Raw genomic sequence first — 14,391 nt, forward strand, 5'->3', positions numbered from 1 at the left:
AGTCGGTTGCTTGCGTGATGCTGCGTTAGCGTCGGCATCACGAGACCGCCACTGTGGGCGGAAGCGTATTAGCCAGCCACGGGGCCGCCGCAATTAGGCCATGCGCCAGCTCCCTGGTTTGCAAGAACGTTTTCAGCGATTTCAATCTGCTGTTGCTTGGTGGCTTGGTCAGCGGTAGCCGCGTACTGGGTGCCGCCGCTACCAGCCCAGGTTTGCTGCGAGAACTGCAGCCCGCCGTGGTAGCCATTGCCGGTGTTGATGTGCCAGTCACCGCCGGACTCGCACGCGGCGACTTGGTCCCACGCGTTTTCTGGGGCGGCGTTGGCGGCTGGTGCGGCAATGCCGGCGATGCCCAACGTAGCTGCGGCCATAGTGAGCAAGGTCTTCTTAGTACGCATTGAGAAAGCACTCCTTCTCATTGTGTTGTAGGGCTTGTGGAATCTCCAGCAAGCACGTAGTCCACCAAATTACGTATGGTTTGGAGGCATTAGCAATGAAAAGCGGCCTATAAATCGCTGATTTTTCGCTGACTGCCGGACAGTGAATATTCAGGTAGGCGCGGCGGGGCAAAACCGGGAGCTATGCGGCCTGGGCTTCGGCGGCGATGCCGATTAACCAGTTCAGCCACTCCTGGTTTGGGCTTTCTTGTTGTGCGGCGGCCACCGCGGCCGCGTGCCACTTGTCTGCGTCTTGTTCAACCAACGTATCGAGGAAGGCTGCAGCGGAGTCCGCATCGCTGGGAAGCGTGGTTGCGCCGGAGGAATAGGCAGGCTCTGGCTGGGGAACCTTGCCGTTATGGCCAAGTGCTTCTTGCAGTTGGTCGATGCGGCGGTGATGGACTCTTAAGAGCTTATCGATGCGCTCTTCGGCAGCAGGAGCGCTATAAGCCCGCGCGAAATCCAGGCCAAAGACCAGCTCGTATTCCCACTGCAACAAATCAGCGGCGCTTTCGCGCTGGGGTTGGGAGAGTGTGGGGATATCGGGGGCATCGCCAGGCAGCCAGGCATTGAGCGTAATGGCCTGTTGGGTAACTATCGGCCGCGACTCAGAACTGACCTCATCGGCGGCTTCCGTGGTGGCAGAGGCGGCTTCTTCTAGCACCTGGGAAGAATCTGTGGCCGGTGGTGCCTGCGTGGGCCGTTCCACCTCACAGCTGTGTGGGACGTTACCTTGGTCATCGGTGCCGCAGAGGCGCGCAATCTCCTTATACAGTGCATCAGCCTGGGAGCTGCGCATATCCGCGGCCGCATCATCAACCCCTTGAAGGGCGAGGCCATCGCTCGCGGCAGCCACGGCTAGGCGCTCGAGCGCGTCTTCTGGGCGCGGGCCAAAATAGTCGACGACGGAGTCGACTGCGGAACAGCCCGCGAGGGCGGGCAGGGCGGCAGTCGAGGCTACACAGGTTAAAGCAATACGTCGGCGGTTCACCCAAAAGACTGTACCTTGAAGGACGTAGGCTAGTGGGCATGGCTTTCCCAGATGCACAACAATTAACTGATTTGCTCCAACCTCGCTTAGAAGCCCGCGGGCTGGACGTGGAGGATATTAAAACCACCAAGGCGGGAAAGAAATCACAGGTCATCATCCGTATCGATGGCGATATGCGTCCCAGCTCGGATGTATTGGAGGAAGTCTCCGACGATATTTCAGCCTTCTTTGATGAAAAAGAGGCGGCGGGTGAGCTGAATTTCGGTGCCGGATATACCTTGGAGGTCTCTACCCCCGGTGTGGATTTGCCGCTCACCGCACCGCGCCACTGGCGCCGCAATAAGGGGCGGAAGGTGACGTTTAACCGCGGCGACGACAAGAGCCACACCGCGCGTATCGGCGCGCTTAATGCGGCCGAAGATGCCGTTGTCCTTATTACTTCCCAGAAAAACGAGGTGCATACAGAAGTGGAGCGATTGGAAAACATTGCCCACGCAGTGGTAGAAATTGAGTTTGCACAGCCATCACAAAGTGAGCTAGACGCCGTGCACCAGCCATTTGCAGAAGCCGAGAGCTAACCGGCGATCGAGAGGATAGACAAGTGAATATTGATCTTGAGGCACTTCGCACCATCGAATCCGAACGGCAGGTCCCCGTCAATGACCTGTTGGAGTCGATTGCAAGTGCCTTGTTGTATTCCTACCTGGATTACCGCGAATCCACCGCGGAGGGCAAGGCCGAAGGCGCCAAGTCCCGGGTAGACATCGATACCACCACCGGTGCCGTCAGCGTCATCGTTACCGAGCGAGACCCCGAAACCGGGGAAGTTACCAGTGAGTACGATGACACCCCGGATAACTTTGGCCGCGTGGGCGCACGCGCCGTGCGCGAAGCCATCTTGCGCAAGCTGCGCGAGGCTGAAGCCGAGCGCACTTTTGATTCCTATTCGGAGCTTAGCGGGCGCGTTGTCAGTGGCATCGTCCAGCGCGATGCGCGTGCCAATGCCCGCGGCATCGTTGTAGTCCAGCTCGGTTCCGAACTGGAATCGCAAGACGGAATCTTGCTTCCCGCAGAACAAATCCCCGGGGAAAAGCTGCAGCACGGTGACCGCATCAAGGCCTATGTGGTGGGGGTCAATCGCAATGGCGCCAATGTGCAGATCAATTTGTCAAGGACCCACCCAGAGCTGGTGCGCGGGCTTTTTGAACTGGAAGTTCCGGAAGTTGCGGATGGCAGCGTGGAAATGATCGCCATCGCCCGCGAAGCCGGGCACCGCTCGAAGGTCGCCGTTATTGGTCACGCTAAGGGCTTGAACGCCAAGGGCGCGTGCATCGGCCCGCGCGGGCAGCGCGTGAATAACATCATGCGCCAGCTCGGTGGGGAAAAGATCGACATCATTGATTACAGCGAGGATCCCACCGTGTATGTGGGCAATGCATTGGCGCCCTCCAAGGTGATTAAGGTGACCGTGCTCGATAGCGAAGAGCAAGTGGCGCGAGTCATCGTCCCTGACTACCAGCTGTCCCTTGCCATTGGTAAGGAAGGCCAGAACGCGCGCCTAGCCGCCCGTTTGACTGGGTGGAAGATCGATATTCATTCAGACGCGGACGCGAATTAAGGAAATGCGGATAAATAGCGTAGGCTAGTAAACGGCCCAGATGCAGAAAGGGACATGCAGACGCAGCGAAAGTTAAGGAGTTCGATGTCGCAGACTCAACGGCTTCGTACTTGCATCGCTACGCGTCGCCGCATGCCCGATACGGAGCTGCTGCGAGTGGTCATTGATGCCAATGACCCTCAAGGCAGCCGTGCGGTGGCGGATCCATTCCGGCGGCTTCCAGGCCGTGGCGCATGGATTAGCCCCACGCTTTCTGCACTCGAGCTAGCTGAGCGCAAACATGCTTTTAAGCGCGCGCTCCGCACGTCCGCATCCGTGGACACAGGTCAGGTACGTAGGTACTTGGAAGCACAGTGCGAAAATGTACAGGGCGAAAAAGTACCGTGTGCGGAACAAGCTGCACAAGATTCGTACACACCAGAGTTAAAAAGGAAGACCGAACACTGATGAGCGCACAACGATGAAGCATCAGCGATGAAAGTCCAGAACGTTTAACTAGGAGTCAGGCCAGTTTTTCGCGGCCTTGGCTCCTAGGCGATACCAAGAGGAGACAAGTGCCCGGAAAGCTACGTGTTCACGAGTTGGCAAAACAGCTCGGAGTAACCAGCAAGGAACTGCTCGCCACCCTGAAGGAACAAGGTGAGTTCGTGAAGACCGCATCCTCGACCATCGAACCACCGGTGGTCAAAAAGATGCGTGCTCACTATGAAGCACAGTCCGGTGGCGATGCCACCGAAGCTAAGGCTGAGAAGACTGCCAAGCCCGCTAAGCCCGGACAAGGCAGCGCCAAGAAGCAGGCATCGCCTGCGCCAAAGCCAGGCGCTGGCGCACAGGGTGGGGCGAAATCCAAATCCGCTGCGCCTAAGCCCGGCGCACCGAAGCCATCCGACGCTGCACCGAAGCCAGGCGCAGGGGCCGCTAAGGCTGCCCCCAAGCCTGGCCAGGCAGCACCAAAGCCGGGCGCTGCCGCTGGAAAGCCGGCACCGAAGCCTGGCCAGGGTGCACCGAAGCCAGGTCAGAACGCAGGCCAAGGCGATGCCAAGAAGTCGGGCGAGCGTCCGAACCCAGGCAACGCCATGCCGCGTCCGATGCCTAAGCCCGGCGGATCCCGCCGTGTGGCCAATAACCCATTTTCCACGGGTGGCGGCGACAACCGCCCAGGCCCACGCCCGGGTGGCTCCAAGGGCCAGCGCGGCGGCAACCGTCCCGGCGATAACCGCGGTGGAAAGCGCGGCGGCCGCAATGAGGGCGGCGCTAACCGTCAGGGCCAGGATCAGAACCAAGGCCAGGGTGGCGGCGGTGGACGTCGTCCGTCGCCAGCCATGATGCCTTCGCATCCGAACCCTGCCTCGATGCCGTCCAAGGCACCGAGCGGTGGCGGACGCGGCGGCCGCGGTCGCGGCGGCCGCGGCGGACCTGGTGGTCCAGGTGGCCCAGGCGGCGGTCGTCCCGGCGGTTTCCGCGGTGGACGCGGTGGGCGTCGTGGCGGTACCGCTGGTGCATTCGGCCGTCCAGGTGGCGCACCACGCAAGGGCAAGAAGTCGAAGCGGCAAAAGCGCCATGAGTTTGAAGAGCAGCAGAAGCACGTTGTAGGCGGCGTCCGCTTGCCAGATGGCAAGGGACAGACCGTCCGTCTGCGCCGCGGCGCTTCGCTGTCTGACTTCGCGGAGAAGATCGGTGCCGATCCAGCAGCATTGGTGCAGGCACTGTTCAACCTTGGTGAAATGGTCACCGCAACCGCATCCGTATCGGAAGATACGCTGCAGCTGCTCGGTGACGAGATCAACTACAAGGTAGAAGTCGTCTCCCCAGAAGACGAGGATCGCGAGCTGCTCGAGTCCTTCGACCTGCAATTCGGTGAGGACGAAGGTGGCGAAGAGGCCCTCGAACACCGCCCTCCAGTCGTCTCCGTCATGGGCCACGTTGACCACGGTAAGACCCGCCTGTTGGATACCATCCGTAAGACCAATGAGGCAGCCGGCGAGGCCGGCGGTATTACCCAGGGAATCGGTGCTTACCAGACCACGGTTGACGTGGATGGCGAGCGCACCATTACCTTCCTGGATACCCCTGGTCACGAGGCCTTTACCGCCATGCGTGCCCGCGGTGCGAAGTCCACCGACTTGGCCATCTTGGTTGTCGCCGCCGATGACGGCGTCATGCCACAGACGGTTGAGGCCATCAACCACGCCAAGGCTGCCGATATCCCGGTTGTCGTGGCCGTGAACAAGGTGGATAAGCCGGAGGCCCAGCCGGAAAAGATCCGTGGCCAGCTCACGGAGTATGGCTTGGTGCCTGAAGAGTACGGCGGCGACACGATGTTCGTGGATATCTCTGCTAAGCAGGGCCAGAACATCGACCAGCTGCTGGAGTCTGTCATCCTGACTGCCGATGCCGCCCTCGAGCTCACGGCTAACCCAGAGATGGATGCCCAGGGCGTGGCCATCGAGGCCCACTTGGACCGCGGTCGCGGCCCGGTGGCTACGGTCATCGTCCAGCGCGGTACGCTGCACGTCGGCGATTCCATCGTGGTAGGCGATGCGCATGGTCGCGTGCGCCGCATGCTCGATGAGTTTGGCGAGGACGTTAAGGAAGCCGGTCCTTCCCGCCCGGTACAGGTACAAGGCCTGTCCGGCGTCCCAGGTGCTGGCGATAACCTGCTCGTGGTCGATGATGACCGCGTGGCCCGCCAGATTGCCAACCAGCGCGATGCTCGTAAGCGTTCTGCTTTGCAGGCAAAGCAGCGCAAGCGCGTATCCCTGGAGGATCTGGACAAGGTATTGCAGGAGACTTCGACCCTCAACCTCATCCTCAAGGGCGACAACGCCGGCTCCGTCGAGGCGCTGGAAGATGCCCTGCTGGATATCAAGACCGAGGACGAAGTCGAGCTCAACATCATCGACCGCGGTGTTGGTGCCGTAACGGAGACCAATATTTCCTTGGCCGCCGCTTCCGATGCCGTCATCATTGCCTTCAACGTTCGCGCGGAAGGCAAGGCTACGGAGATCGCCACCCAAGAGGGCGTGGATATCCGTTACTACACGGTTATCTACAAGGCCATCGAGGAAGTCGAGGCCGCTCTCAAGGGTATGCTCAAGCCGATTTACGAGGAACGCGACACCGGTGCGGCCGAAATCCGCGCCCTGTTCAAGTCCTCCTCGGTGGGTACCATCGCAGGCTGTATGGTCACCGATGGCAAGGTTGTCCGCAACGGCAAGGTTCGCTTGCTTCGCGATAACAACGTCATTACTACCGATGCCAAGATTGAGTCCCTGCGTCACGAGAAGGACGACGCGACCGAGATCAAGGCCGGCTATGAGTGCGGTATGGTGCTGTCCTACCCGGATATCCAGATAGGCGATATCATCCAGGCTTATGAAGAAGTCGAGGTACCGCGCGACTAGTCGCTGCTAGTTTCGGCCCGCTGTGCGTGCCCACCTTGAGGGCCTTTCTCCACGGAGTTTGGCCATTAGGTGCGGCAGGTATCGCGGGCCGTTTCGTGTTTTCGCGTGCGGGATTTTCAAGCGGTTTCCATTGGGTGCGGTGAGTTACTAAACTGGTAGTTTCTGATACCGCGACACGGTAATTTAGGAATAAATTTTTCCCCTGTAGCTTGGAGGTTCTCATGGTCGATCACGCACGTGCGGCGCGGCTAGCAAAACGAATTCAGGAAATCGTGGCTAGCGCGATTGAGCTGCAGATTAAGGATCGCCGCCTGGAGATGGTCACCGTGACCGATGCCCGCGTCACCGGTGATTTGCACGACGCTACCGTCTTTTACACGGTGCGCGGCCACGATATCGAGGCAGAACCCGATTATGACCAGGCTGAGGAAGCACTCAAGCGCGCGAAGGGGCAGTTGCGCAAGATCGTTGGCGATCAGCTCTCCGTGCGCTTTACCCCAACCCTGACGTTTGAGCTCGATACCGTCCCAGAGGCCTCCGCGCACATGGAAGAGCTTTTGGCGCGCGCTCGGGCCCGCGATGAAGAGCTAGCGAAGCTGAAGGAAAATGCCCAGCCCGCGGGTGAGGCCAACCCATATAAGACCTCCGATGAAGACGAGGCTTAAGTGACCCGCAAGGAATATCAGGACGCAGTCGATGCCATCTCCGGCGCGCAAAGCATCTGTATTATCACCCACTTGCGCCCGGATGCCGATGCCATTGGTTCGGCCACGGCACTGCTCTTAGCCATGCAACAAAGCGGGAAGGATGCCTGCGCGGTCATCGGCCAGGATAAGGACTTTGCGCCTAACCTTTACTCCATTCCAGGAGCGGATCAGGTCAAGGTTACCCGAGAGCTACCGCAGGGCTATGACGTTTATGTCACCGTGGATTGCGGGTCGATCGACCGCACCGGCCTATTTTCCGCAGACATCGCCGAGCTGGCGGCGGCAGGGCGCGTGTTGTGCATCGATCACCACTCATCCAATCCTGGGTTTGGCTCCGTGAACTTGGTTGATTCAGAGTGCGAGTCCACCACGGTGGCCATCTTGACCATCCTGGACATGCTGTCGGTGCAGATAGAAAACACCATCGCGCATTGCCTGTACGCCGGCCTTTTGACCGATACGGGTAGTTTCCGGTGGGGCAGGCCCGCCATACACGATGTGGCCACCCGTTTGATGCACTATGGCCTGGACACCAAGCAGATCGCCACGGATTTACTCGATGCCACGACCCCTGATGATCTGCAGATGGTCGGCCGCGTGCTCGCGGGACTGCGCATTGAACATGCCGGTGAGCTGGGCATAGGTATCCTGATCGCGGGCCTGGCCGATATCGAAGGTCATTCGGACTCGGCAGTGGAATCCCTGGTGGATTTCGTGCGCGCCCTTGAGGGCACGCAGTTGGGCGTGGTCTTTAAGGAGCAGTCGCCCGGGATTTGGGCGGTATCGCTGCGTTCGACGGCGATCAACTGCGCAGCCCTAGCGGCTACTTTTGGCGGCGGCGGGCATGTTCCGGCTGCCGGGTACATGACACAGGGAAGCGAAGAAGCCATCGTTGCGGAGCTGGTGAGTGCCATCGATGAGCACTAGGCAGTCAACCCCCACGACAGTAAGCGCACGCGAGGTCTTTGGCCTCGCGTTTCCTGCGCTTGGCGTCCTGGCCGCGATGCCGCTCTACCTCCTGCTCGATACCGCAGTGGTGGGGCGCTTGGGTGCCCAGGAACTGGCTTCGCTCGCCGCGGCAACCACGATCCATACCGTGGTGACCACGCAGCTGACCTTCTTGTCCTACGGCACTACGGCCCGCTCGTCCCGCCTGTTTGGCGCTGGAAAGCGCGCCGAGGCTGTAGCGGAAGGCGTGCAAGCTACCTATGTGGCTTTAGGCGTCGGCGGGCTTTTGGCCATTATTATGTGGATCTTCGGCGGCGTATTTGCCCAGTGGCTTACCGGAGATCCCACTACGGCGGCCGGCACCGCGCTGTGGCTGCGGATTGCCGCGCTGGCCATTCCCGTAACACTGGTGGAAATGGCCGGAAATGGCTGGATGCGCGGCGTACAAAATACCAAGAAGCCGCTCTATTTCACCCTCGCCGGAATGATTCCCGGCGCCATTGCTGTACCCGCATTCGTGTACTGGTGGGGCCTTGCCGGTTCTGCCATCGCCACCGTAATGGGAATGAGCATTATCGCGAGCCTCTTCGTGCGCGAGCTGTATAAACAGCACGAAGGCTCGTGGGCATTTCGTTGGCACATCGTGCGCGAACAGCTCATCTTGGGCCGCGATCTGATCTTGCGCTCCGCCAGCTTCCAGGTGGCCTTTCTTACCGCCACGGCCGTGGTGTCCCGCGTGGGCACTGCGGCCTTGGGTGGCCACCAAATCATGATGCAGCTGTGGAATTTCATGTCGCTGATTTTGGACTCCCTGGCTATTGCCGCCCAAGCCTTGACCGGCGCAGCTTTGGGCGCTGGTTCGGCGCGCCACGCGCGCAGCGTGGGAAGCAAGGTAGTGATGTATTCCACCATCTTTTCCGCCTTCCTCGCCTTGGTTTTCGCCGCCGGGGCCGGGGTCATCCCGCGCGTGTTTACCTCCTCGCAGGAGGTCATTGATGCCATGAGCCAACCGTGGTGGATCCTCGTTGGCATGGTCATCGCCGGCGGCGTGGTCTTTGCCCTCGACGGTGTTTTGCTGGGAGCAGGGGACGCGGCATTCCTGCGCAGCCTGACTATCGCCTCGGTTCTTCTGGGATTTTTGCCCGGCGTGCTCCTCGCTCATGCCATGGGCACGGGCCTTACCGGTGTGTGGTGCGGCTTGGCCGCGTTCATTTCCTTCCGCCTGATTGGCGTGGTCTACCGCTTCTATTCTATGAAATGGGCTGTAATAGCAGAGTAGTACCTGCGCTACAGTGGCTGTAGCGAGTAATAACAGCACTTTAGAAGATGAATGAGGAAGGCGGGTGGGAGCGGCAATGCCAACGTTATGGGCAGTAGCAGACCTGCACGGCGCGATCAGTGACAACTTTGCGCGCATTGCAGAGCTAGCCCCACCAGATCCCGCAGATTGGCTCATTGTGGCAGGCGATGTTGCAGAGCGCAGCGAGCTTATCGTGCGCATCTTGCGGGACTTGGCCGCGCGCTATGACACCGTTATTTGGGCGCCGGGCAATCACGAGTTATTTTCCCGTTCCCAAGACCAGTACAAGGGGCGCGAAAAATACGATCACCTGGTTGCCGCCTGCCGGGAGATCGGCGTTATCACCCCGGAGGACCCTTACCCGGTCTTTAACGGAATAACGATCGTGCCACTTTTTACCCTGTATGACTACAGCTTCCGCCCACCGGGGACCTCGGTGGAAGAAGCGGTGCAGCAGGCGCGCGCCAAAAAGCTTGTCATGACCGATGAGGTAGCTATCGCCCCTTTTGTAGACGTGCGCGCGTGGTGTTGGGACCGCTTGGCGTATTCCATTAAGCGTTTATCCCGAGTGCAGGGCCCAACCATCTTGATCAACCACTGGCCATTGGTGCAAGAGCCCACGATGGTGCTGCGCTTCCCGGAAATCGCCCTGTGGAGCGGCTCGCGCCATACGCGTTCGTGGCCGCGACGATACAAGGCAGAGGCAGTCATTTACGGCCACCTGCACATGCCCTCAAAGATGAATGTGGATGGGGTAGACCATATCGAAGTCTCCCTAGGTTACCCGCGCGAATGGCGTAACCAGCCGCACCGTATTGCCTGGCCATACCCAGTTACCTCAACCTTTGGGGAGGTGAATTAATGCTTTATCCCGACCTATTCCCAGAAACTACCCGTTATTGCTATGTGCGTACGGATGCCCGCGAGTCCGACCTGCTCAACTATGAGCATCTTGACCCTAAAGAACAGTCCATAGTCTCGCACGCGGTTGATATCCGGAAATCCGAATTTGGCGATGCCCGCTGGTGTGCGCACCAGGCCCTGCGCGAGCTGGGCTTTACAGGCTCGAACCCGATCCTGCGCGGGGAGCGGGGCATGCCGCTGTGGCCCGAAGGATTCATTGGATCTATGACGCATACGGAGGGCCTGCGCGCAGCGGTGGTGGCCTCCACCACGGATTTTCGCTCCATTGGCCTTGATGCGGAGCCGGCGCAGCGCCTGCCCGATCACGTCTTGACCATGATCGCTCGGGCCGGGGAAATGCCGCAGCTGCCGCGCCTAGAAAAGGCGGGGGTGCACTGCCCAGACCGCCTGCTGTTTTGCGCCAAGGAGGCGACCTATAAGGCGTGGTTTCCCATGACACATCGGTGGCTCGATTTCGATCAAGCAGAGATCGATATCCGCGAGGATGGCACCTTCATTTCCTATATCCTAGCCCGCCCCACGCCAGTGCCGTTTATCACCGGGAAGTGGATTCTAGAGGGCGGTTATGTCGTGGTTTCTACGCTGGTTCCGGCCCTTGATTTTTCAGCCTGAACAGAAACCCGCTCAGATCTCCTCGAGCAATGCCCTCAGCCACCGACTTAGAGGGTGGACGGCCGCGCCACAAAGACCGTGGCCAGCCTTTTGCCCTTCTCCTTAATGAGCGCGATGGCCTGGCCATTGGGGGCTACCGCCGCATGAACCCCGGACAGCCCGCGCGGCTCTAACCATTTGCCCATCGCTAAAGCGGCGGCCTCGTCCTCGGTGACGGGCAGGACGGGGAAACTGCGCTTGAGCGCCTCATCGAGGCTCAAGGATAGGCTGGGGTTTTCGGCAAGATCGTCGAGCATGTGGGCATCGGCAAGCGCAAAGGGCCCCACCGTAGTGCGGCGCAGGGCGGTTAAATGCCCGCCGACGCCCAGGGCCTCGCCCATATCGCGCGCCAAGGAGCGGATATAGGTGCCGGAGGAACACTCCACGGATACATCGAGGTCAATAAAATCGCCCTCGGCGCGCAGGTCATGAATATCAAAGCTGTGGACGGTGACCGGGCGGGTCGGGATATCTACCTCTTTGCCCTCCCGCACCAATTCATGCGCCCTTTTGCCTTTGATCTTGATGGCGGACACCGCGGCGGGCTTTTGCATAATCTCGCCGGTCAATGCGGCAACTTCGGCCTCGATGGCGGAACGGTGCAGTGCGGCCGCAGGCTTGCCCCAGCGAAATTCGCCCTCGGCATCATCGGTGGTGGTAGAAGCGCCGAGGCGGATGGTAGCTGAATAAGACTTGGTGGAGGCGACCATGTGCGCGAGGAATTTGGTGCCGCGTTCGATGCCGAGGACCAGCACCCCTGTCGCCATGGGATCCAGGGTGCCGGCATGGCCGACCTTTTTAGTGTGAAAATACCTGCGTAGGCGGTTAACAACATCGTGAGAGGTCATGCCGGCAGGCTTATCAACGATGACAAGTCCGGAATGTGCGAGCGCATCAGTCATAGGGTACAAGTCTATGCTCTACGATGGATTTCGTGGATATTTGTTACGGAATCGATGACATCCCCGCGGATGTGGGGCCGACCTCGGTAACCATTGGCGTCTTCGATGGCTTGCACCGCGGCCACCAACAGCTCGTTTCTGCCTGCGTGGAGCATGCGCGGGCGAATAATCAGGTCCCCGTCATGGTGACCTTTGACCCGCACCCGGTCTCGGTTTTCTTGCCGGAGCGCGCCCCGGTGTCCGTGGTGAGCTTCGAGCGCAGGCTGGAGCTCGCGGAAGAAATGGGCATCGAGATGGTGCTTGTCATTGACTTCACCAAGGAGCTTGAGGGCGTGGAACCGCGGCCCTATGTGCGCGACCTCTTGGTGGGAAAACTCCATGCGCAGCACGTGGTGGTGGGGGAGAACTTTACCTTCGGCGCTGGTGCCAGCGGCACCGCGGAAGCCATGCGGCAGCTGGGCGAGGAGTTTGGATTCAGCGTCGATATCATCCCGCTGCTGGATGAAGACGGCGTTCAGATTTGTTCCACCTATATTCGCCAGAGCCTGTCCCGGGGCGCAATAGAATCGGCGAATTGGGCGCTTGGCCGGCACTTTACGGTGACCGGTCCCGTGGTGCGCGGCGCGGGGCGCGGCGGCAAGGAGCTGGGCTTTCCCACGGCCAACCAGTATTTCCCAGATACCGTAGCCATTCCCGCGGATGGGGTGTATGCGGGATGGTTCATTGTCCATTCCGAATCGCCCCTCGACGGGGACATGCAGCCCGAAGTGGCCTATGCCGCTGCGATTTCCGTGGGCACGAATCCCACCTTTGGTGATGAAGAGCGCTCCGTGGAGTCTTTCGTCTTGGACCGCGATGCCGATCTTTATGGCTATGAGGCAACCGTGAAATTCGTGGGCCACCTGCGCGATATGGTGAAGTTCCATTCCGTCGATGAGCTTTTGGAAGCCATGGCCCAAGACGTCGCTGCCGCCCGCACGGTGCTGGCTGCCGATGCCTGCGCGCAAGGCTGCAATAGCGAAGACTATTTCTTAAAGGAGAAGTAAATGAAGGCGATCCTCGATCTTGATACCGGCATTGATGATGCCCTGGCCCTGGCCTATGCCTTGGCCCACCCCGATCTTGAGCTCATCGGAGTGACGTGCACCTATGGCAATGTCACCGTTCCGCTGGCGGTGCGCAATACCCTGGCCCTGCTGGAATTGCTAGATAGGCCCGATATCCCGGTCTTTGCCGGCCCCAGCCCGGACGGTTTCCAGCCCAGCGAGATTTCCTCGTTCATTCACGGCCAGAATGGCGTGGGCGAGGTCGCGCTTACCTCGTCCGATAAGACCGAGGACGCCCAGTCGGCCACGGAGTTCTTCTTGCAGGCCGTGCGCGATTACGGCGATGACCTGGTCATTATCCCCACCGGTCCGTCGACGACCATCGCCCAGGCCATGCTTGCCGATGCCACCTTTGCCACCAACGCCCACATCGTCATGATGGGCGGGGCGCTGACCGTTCCCGGCAACGTATCCGCGTGGGCTGAGGCCAATATTTCCCAGGACCCGGATGCTACGGATTACCTCTTCCGCCACAGCAGCGATGTCACCATGGTGGGCCTTGATGTCACCCTGCGCACCCTCTTGACGGAAAAGGAAACCGCGCGGTGGCGGGCAACAGGAACGGCCGCGGGCGAGGCTTTCGCCGATATGGTGGATTACTATATCCGCGCTTATGCCACCACGGCGCCTCACTTGGGCGGCTGCGGCCTGCACGATCCGCTGGCCGTGGCGGTAGCCGCCGATCCGTCGTTGGTGGAGGTCATTGAGACCAATATGAAAACCGATACCGAAGGCCCCACCCGCGGGCGCACCATCGCGGACGAAACTAGGCTGAGCCAGGAACCGACCGCGAAGGTCGCCGTGGGCGTGGACAACGAGCGGTTTGTCAGTGAATTTGTAGACCGCCTCGAAGAACTTTTCCGCACGGTGGGCGCCAAGTAGTGCAGCGTTTTGATTTGCCACGCTAATTGGCTGTAAGATGACCAGTTGGCTTAGCGACTGTGGTTCACGACAGTTGCGGCACGCGGAGCTCGCCACGGCGGCGCTGCGCGTTGAAGAATAGTGTGGACTGAAATAAAGGAGAAATACTCATGGCATTGACCACTGAGAAGAAGGCCGAAATCCTCAAGGAGTACGGCCTGCACGAGACCGACACCGGTTCCCCCGAGGCACAGGTTGCCCTGCTGACCTCCCGCATCAACACTTTGACGGAGCACCTGAAGTTCCACAAGCACGATCACCACTCCCGTCGTGGTCTGCTGCTGATGGTTGGTCGTCGTCGTGGCCTGCTGAAGTACTTGGCAGAAAACAACGTGGATCGTTACCGTGATCTGATTTCCCGCCTGGGCCTGCGCCGCTAATTGCGACGCGGCTGCGGCCGAATTTTTCCCCTTGCCCTGCGGCAAGGGGAATTAGTGGTTTTATACCCTCTTAATCCTTGTAGGGAGCAGGGGCGTTTGTAA

The 14,391-nt window shown here is 60.0% G+C and carries 15 protein-coding genes; 12 read left to right on the plus strand and 3 right to left on the minus strand.

All coding sequences use genetic code 11. The annotated features are described in order from the left end of the window. Positions 1–68: 68 nt before the first annotated feature. Together HMPREF1257_RS02275 and HMPREF1257_RS02280 are read right to left on the minus strand one after the other, a co-directional pair. Entirely contained in the window at positions 69–398 is a 330-nt protein-coding gene (locus tag HMPREF1257_RS02275) for a transglycosylase family protein (protein WP_023022843.1), read from the minus strand. Positions 399–579: 181 nt separating this feature from the next. Next, a complete protein-coding gene (locus HMPREF1257_RS02280) occupies positions 580–1,428 on the minus strand; it encodes a DUF4439 domain-containing protein (protein ID WP_023022841.1) in 849 nt (282 codons plus the stop codon). 38 nt (positions 1,429–1,466) lie between these two features. Here HMPREF1257_RS02280 and rimP point away from each other — a divergent pair, with 38 nt between their 5' ends. The 9 genes from rimP (at position 1,467) to HMPREF1257_RS02320 (ending at position 10,941) form a co-directional block, all read left to right on the plus strand. Further along, positions 1,467–2,006: a ribosome maturation factor RimP gene (rimP, locus tag HMPREF1257_RS02285; RefSeq protein WP_034659205.1), complete on the plus strand. Its 540-nt coding sequence runs from the start codon at positions 1,467–1,469 to the stop codon at positions 2,004–2,006. Positions 2,007–2,029: 23 nt separating this feature from the next. Beyond that, entirely contained in the window at positions 2,030–3,046 is a 1,017-nt protein-coding gene (gene nusA, locus HMPREF1257_RS02290) for a transcription termination factor NusA (RefSeq protein WP_023022837.1), read from the plus strand. An 84-nt stretch (positions 3,047–3,130) separates the two neighbouring features. Further along, positions 3,131–3,493: a YlxR family protein gene (locus HMPREF1257_RS11760; RefSeq protein WP_023022835.1), complete on the plus strand. Its 363-nt coding sequence runs from the start codon at positions 3,131–3,133 to the stop codon at positions 3,491–3,493. Positions 3,494–3,600: 107 nt separating this feature from the next. Next, positions 3,601–6,450 carry a translation initiation factor IF-2 gene (infB, locus tag HMPREF1257_RS02295; protein WP_023022833.1) on the plus strand — a complete coding sequence of 950 codons (2,850 nt, stop codon included), beginning with the start codon at positions 3,601–3,603 and terminating at the stop codon, positions 6,448–6,450. Positions 6,451–6,671: 221 nt separating this feature from the next. Then, a complete protein-coding gene (gene rbfA, locus HMPREF1257_RS02300) occupies positions 6,672–7,115 on the plus strand; it encodes a 30S ribosome-binding factor RbfA (protein WP_005278773.1) in 444 nt (147 codons plus the stop codon). Further along, positions 7,116–8,084, plus strand: a complete 969-nt coding sequence (locus HMPREF1257_RS02305; RefSeq protein WP_023022831.1) for a bifunctional oligoribonuclease/PAP phosphatase NrnA — start codon at positions 7,116–7,118, stop codon at positions 8,082–8,084. Continuing rightward, the gene (locus tag HMPREF1257_RS02310) at positions 8,074–9,384 is read left to right on the plus strand and encodes an MATE family efflux transporter (protein ID WP_023017326.1); all 1,311 of its coding nucleotides are present in this window, start codon (positions 8,074–8,076) and stop codon (positions 9,382–9,384) included. Before HMPREF1257_RS02305 ends, HMPREF1257_RS02310 begins: the two co-directional genes overlap by 11 nt. Before the next feature lie 76 nt (positions 9,385–9,460). Next, positions 9,461–10,267, plus strand: coding sequence for a metallophosphoesterase (locus tag HMPREF1257_RS02315; RefSeq protein WP_005278781.1), 807 nt, complete (start codon positions 9,461–9,463; stop codon positions 10,265–10,267). Next, entirely contained in the window at positions 10,267–10,941 is a 675-nt protein-coding gene (locus tag HMPREF1257_RS02320; RefSeq protein ID WP_005278783.1) for a 4'-phosphopantetheinyl transferase, read from the plus strand. Before HMPREF1257_RS02315 ends, HMPREF1257_RS02320 begins: the two co-directional genes overlap by 1 nt. A 47-nt stretch (positions 10,942–10,988) precedes the next feature. Here the strand turns inward: HMPREF1257_RS02320 and truB are convergent, their stop codons facing one another. After that, positions 10,989–11,882 carry a tRNA pseudouridine(55) synthase TruB gene (gene truB / locus HMPREF1257_RS02325; RefSeq protein ID WP_023022829.1) on the minus strand — a complete coding sequence of 298 codons (894 nt, stop codon included), beginning with the start codon at positions 11,880–11,882 and terminating at the stop codon, positions 10,989–10,991. Positions 11,883–11,905: 23 nt separating this feature from the next. On the opposite strand from truB, the gene HMPREF1257_RS02330 reads away from it, so the two are divergent. The 3 genes from HMPREF1257_RS02330 to rpsO all read left to right on the plus strand — a co-directional run bounded on the left by HMPREF1257_RS02330 (position 11,906) and on the right by rpsO (position 14,289). Beyond that, a complete protein-coding gene (locus tag HMPREF1257_RS02330; RefSeq protein WP_023022827.1) occupies positions 11,906–12,928 on the plus strand; it encodes a bifunctional riboflavin kinase/FAD synthetase in 1,023 nt (340 codons plus the stop codon). Beyond that, the gene (locus HMPREF1257_RS02335) at positions 12,929–13,870 is read left to right on the plus strand and encodes a nucleoside hydrolase (protein ID WP_023022825.1); all 942 of its coding nucleotides are present in this window, start codon (positions 12,929–12,931) and stop codon (positions 13,868–13,870) included. Between the two features lie 149 nt (positions 13,871–14,019). Beyond that, complete coding sequence (rpsO, locus tag HMPREF1257_RS02340) at positions 14,020–14,289, plus strand: 30S ribosomal protein S15 (RefSeq protein ID WP_005278802.1); 270 nt, start codon at positions 14,020–14,022, stop codon at positions 14,287–14,289. Positions 14,290–14,391: the final 102 nt, after the last annotated feature.

Source organism: Corynebacterium sp. KPL1814 (genome assembly GCF_000478175.1).
Classification (GTDB): domain Bacteria; phylum Actinomycetota; class Actinomycetes; order Mycobacteriales; family Mycobacteriaceae; genus Corynebacterium.

Coding starts and splice junctions, on each gene's coding strand:
- HMPREF1257_RS02275 (WP_023022843.1), bottom strand. CDS start 398: ATGCGTACTAAGAAGACCTTGCTCACTATGGCCGCAGCTACGTTGGGC.
- rimP (WP_034659205.1), top strand. CDS start 1,467: ATGGCTTTCCCAGATGCACAACAATTAACTGATTTGCTCCAACCTCGC.
- HMPREF1257_RS11760 (WP_023022835.1), top strand. CDS start 3,131: ATGTCGCAGACTCAACGGCTTCGTACTTGCATCGCTACGCGTCGCCGC.
- rbfA (WP_005278773.1), top strand. CDS start 6,672: ATGGTCGATCACGCACGTGCGGCGCGGCTAGCAAAACGAATTCAGGAA.
- HMPREF1257_RS02310 (WP_023017326.1), top strand. CDS start 8,074: ATGAGCACTAGGCAGTCAACCCCCACGACAGTAAGCGCACGCGAGGTC.
- HMPREF1257_RS02315 (WP_005278781.1), top strand. CDS start 9,461: ATGCCAACGTTATGGGCAGTAGCAGACCTGCACGGCGCGATCAGTGAC.
- HMPREF1257_RS02320 (WP_005278783.1), top strand. CDS start 10,267: ATGCTTTATCCCGACCTATTCCCAGAAACTACCCGTTATTGCTATGTG.
- truB (WP_023022829.1), bottom strand. CDS start 11,882: ATGACTGATGCGCTCGCACATTCCGGACTTGTCATCGTTGATAAGCCT.
- HMPREF1257_RS02330 (WP_023022827.1), top strand. CDS start 11,906: ATGGATTTCGTGGATATTTGTTACGGAATCGATGACATCCCCGCGGAT.
- HMPREF1257_RS02335 (WP_023022825.1), top strand. CDS start 12,929: ATGAAGGCGATCCTCGATCTTGATACCGGCATTGATGATGCCCTGGCC.
- rpsO (WP_005278802.1), top strand. CDS start 14,020: ATGGCATTGACCACTGAGAAGAAGGCCGAAATCCTCAAGGAGTACGGC.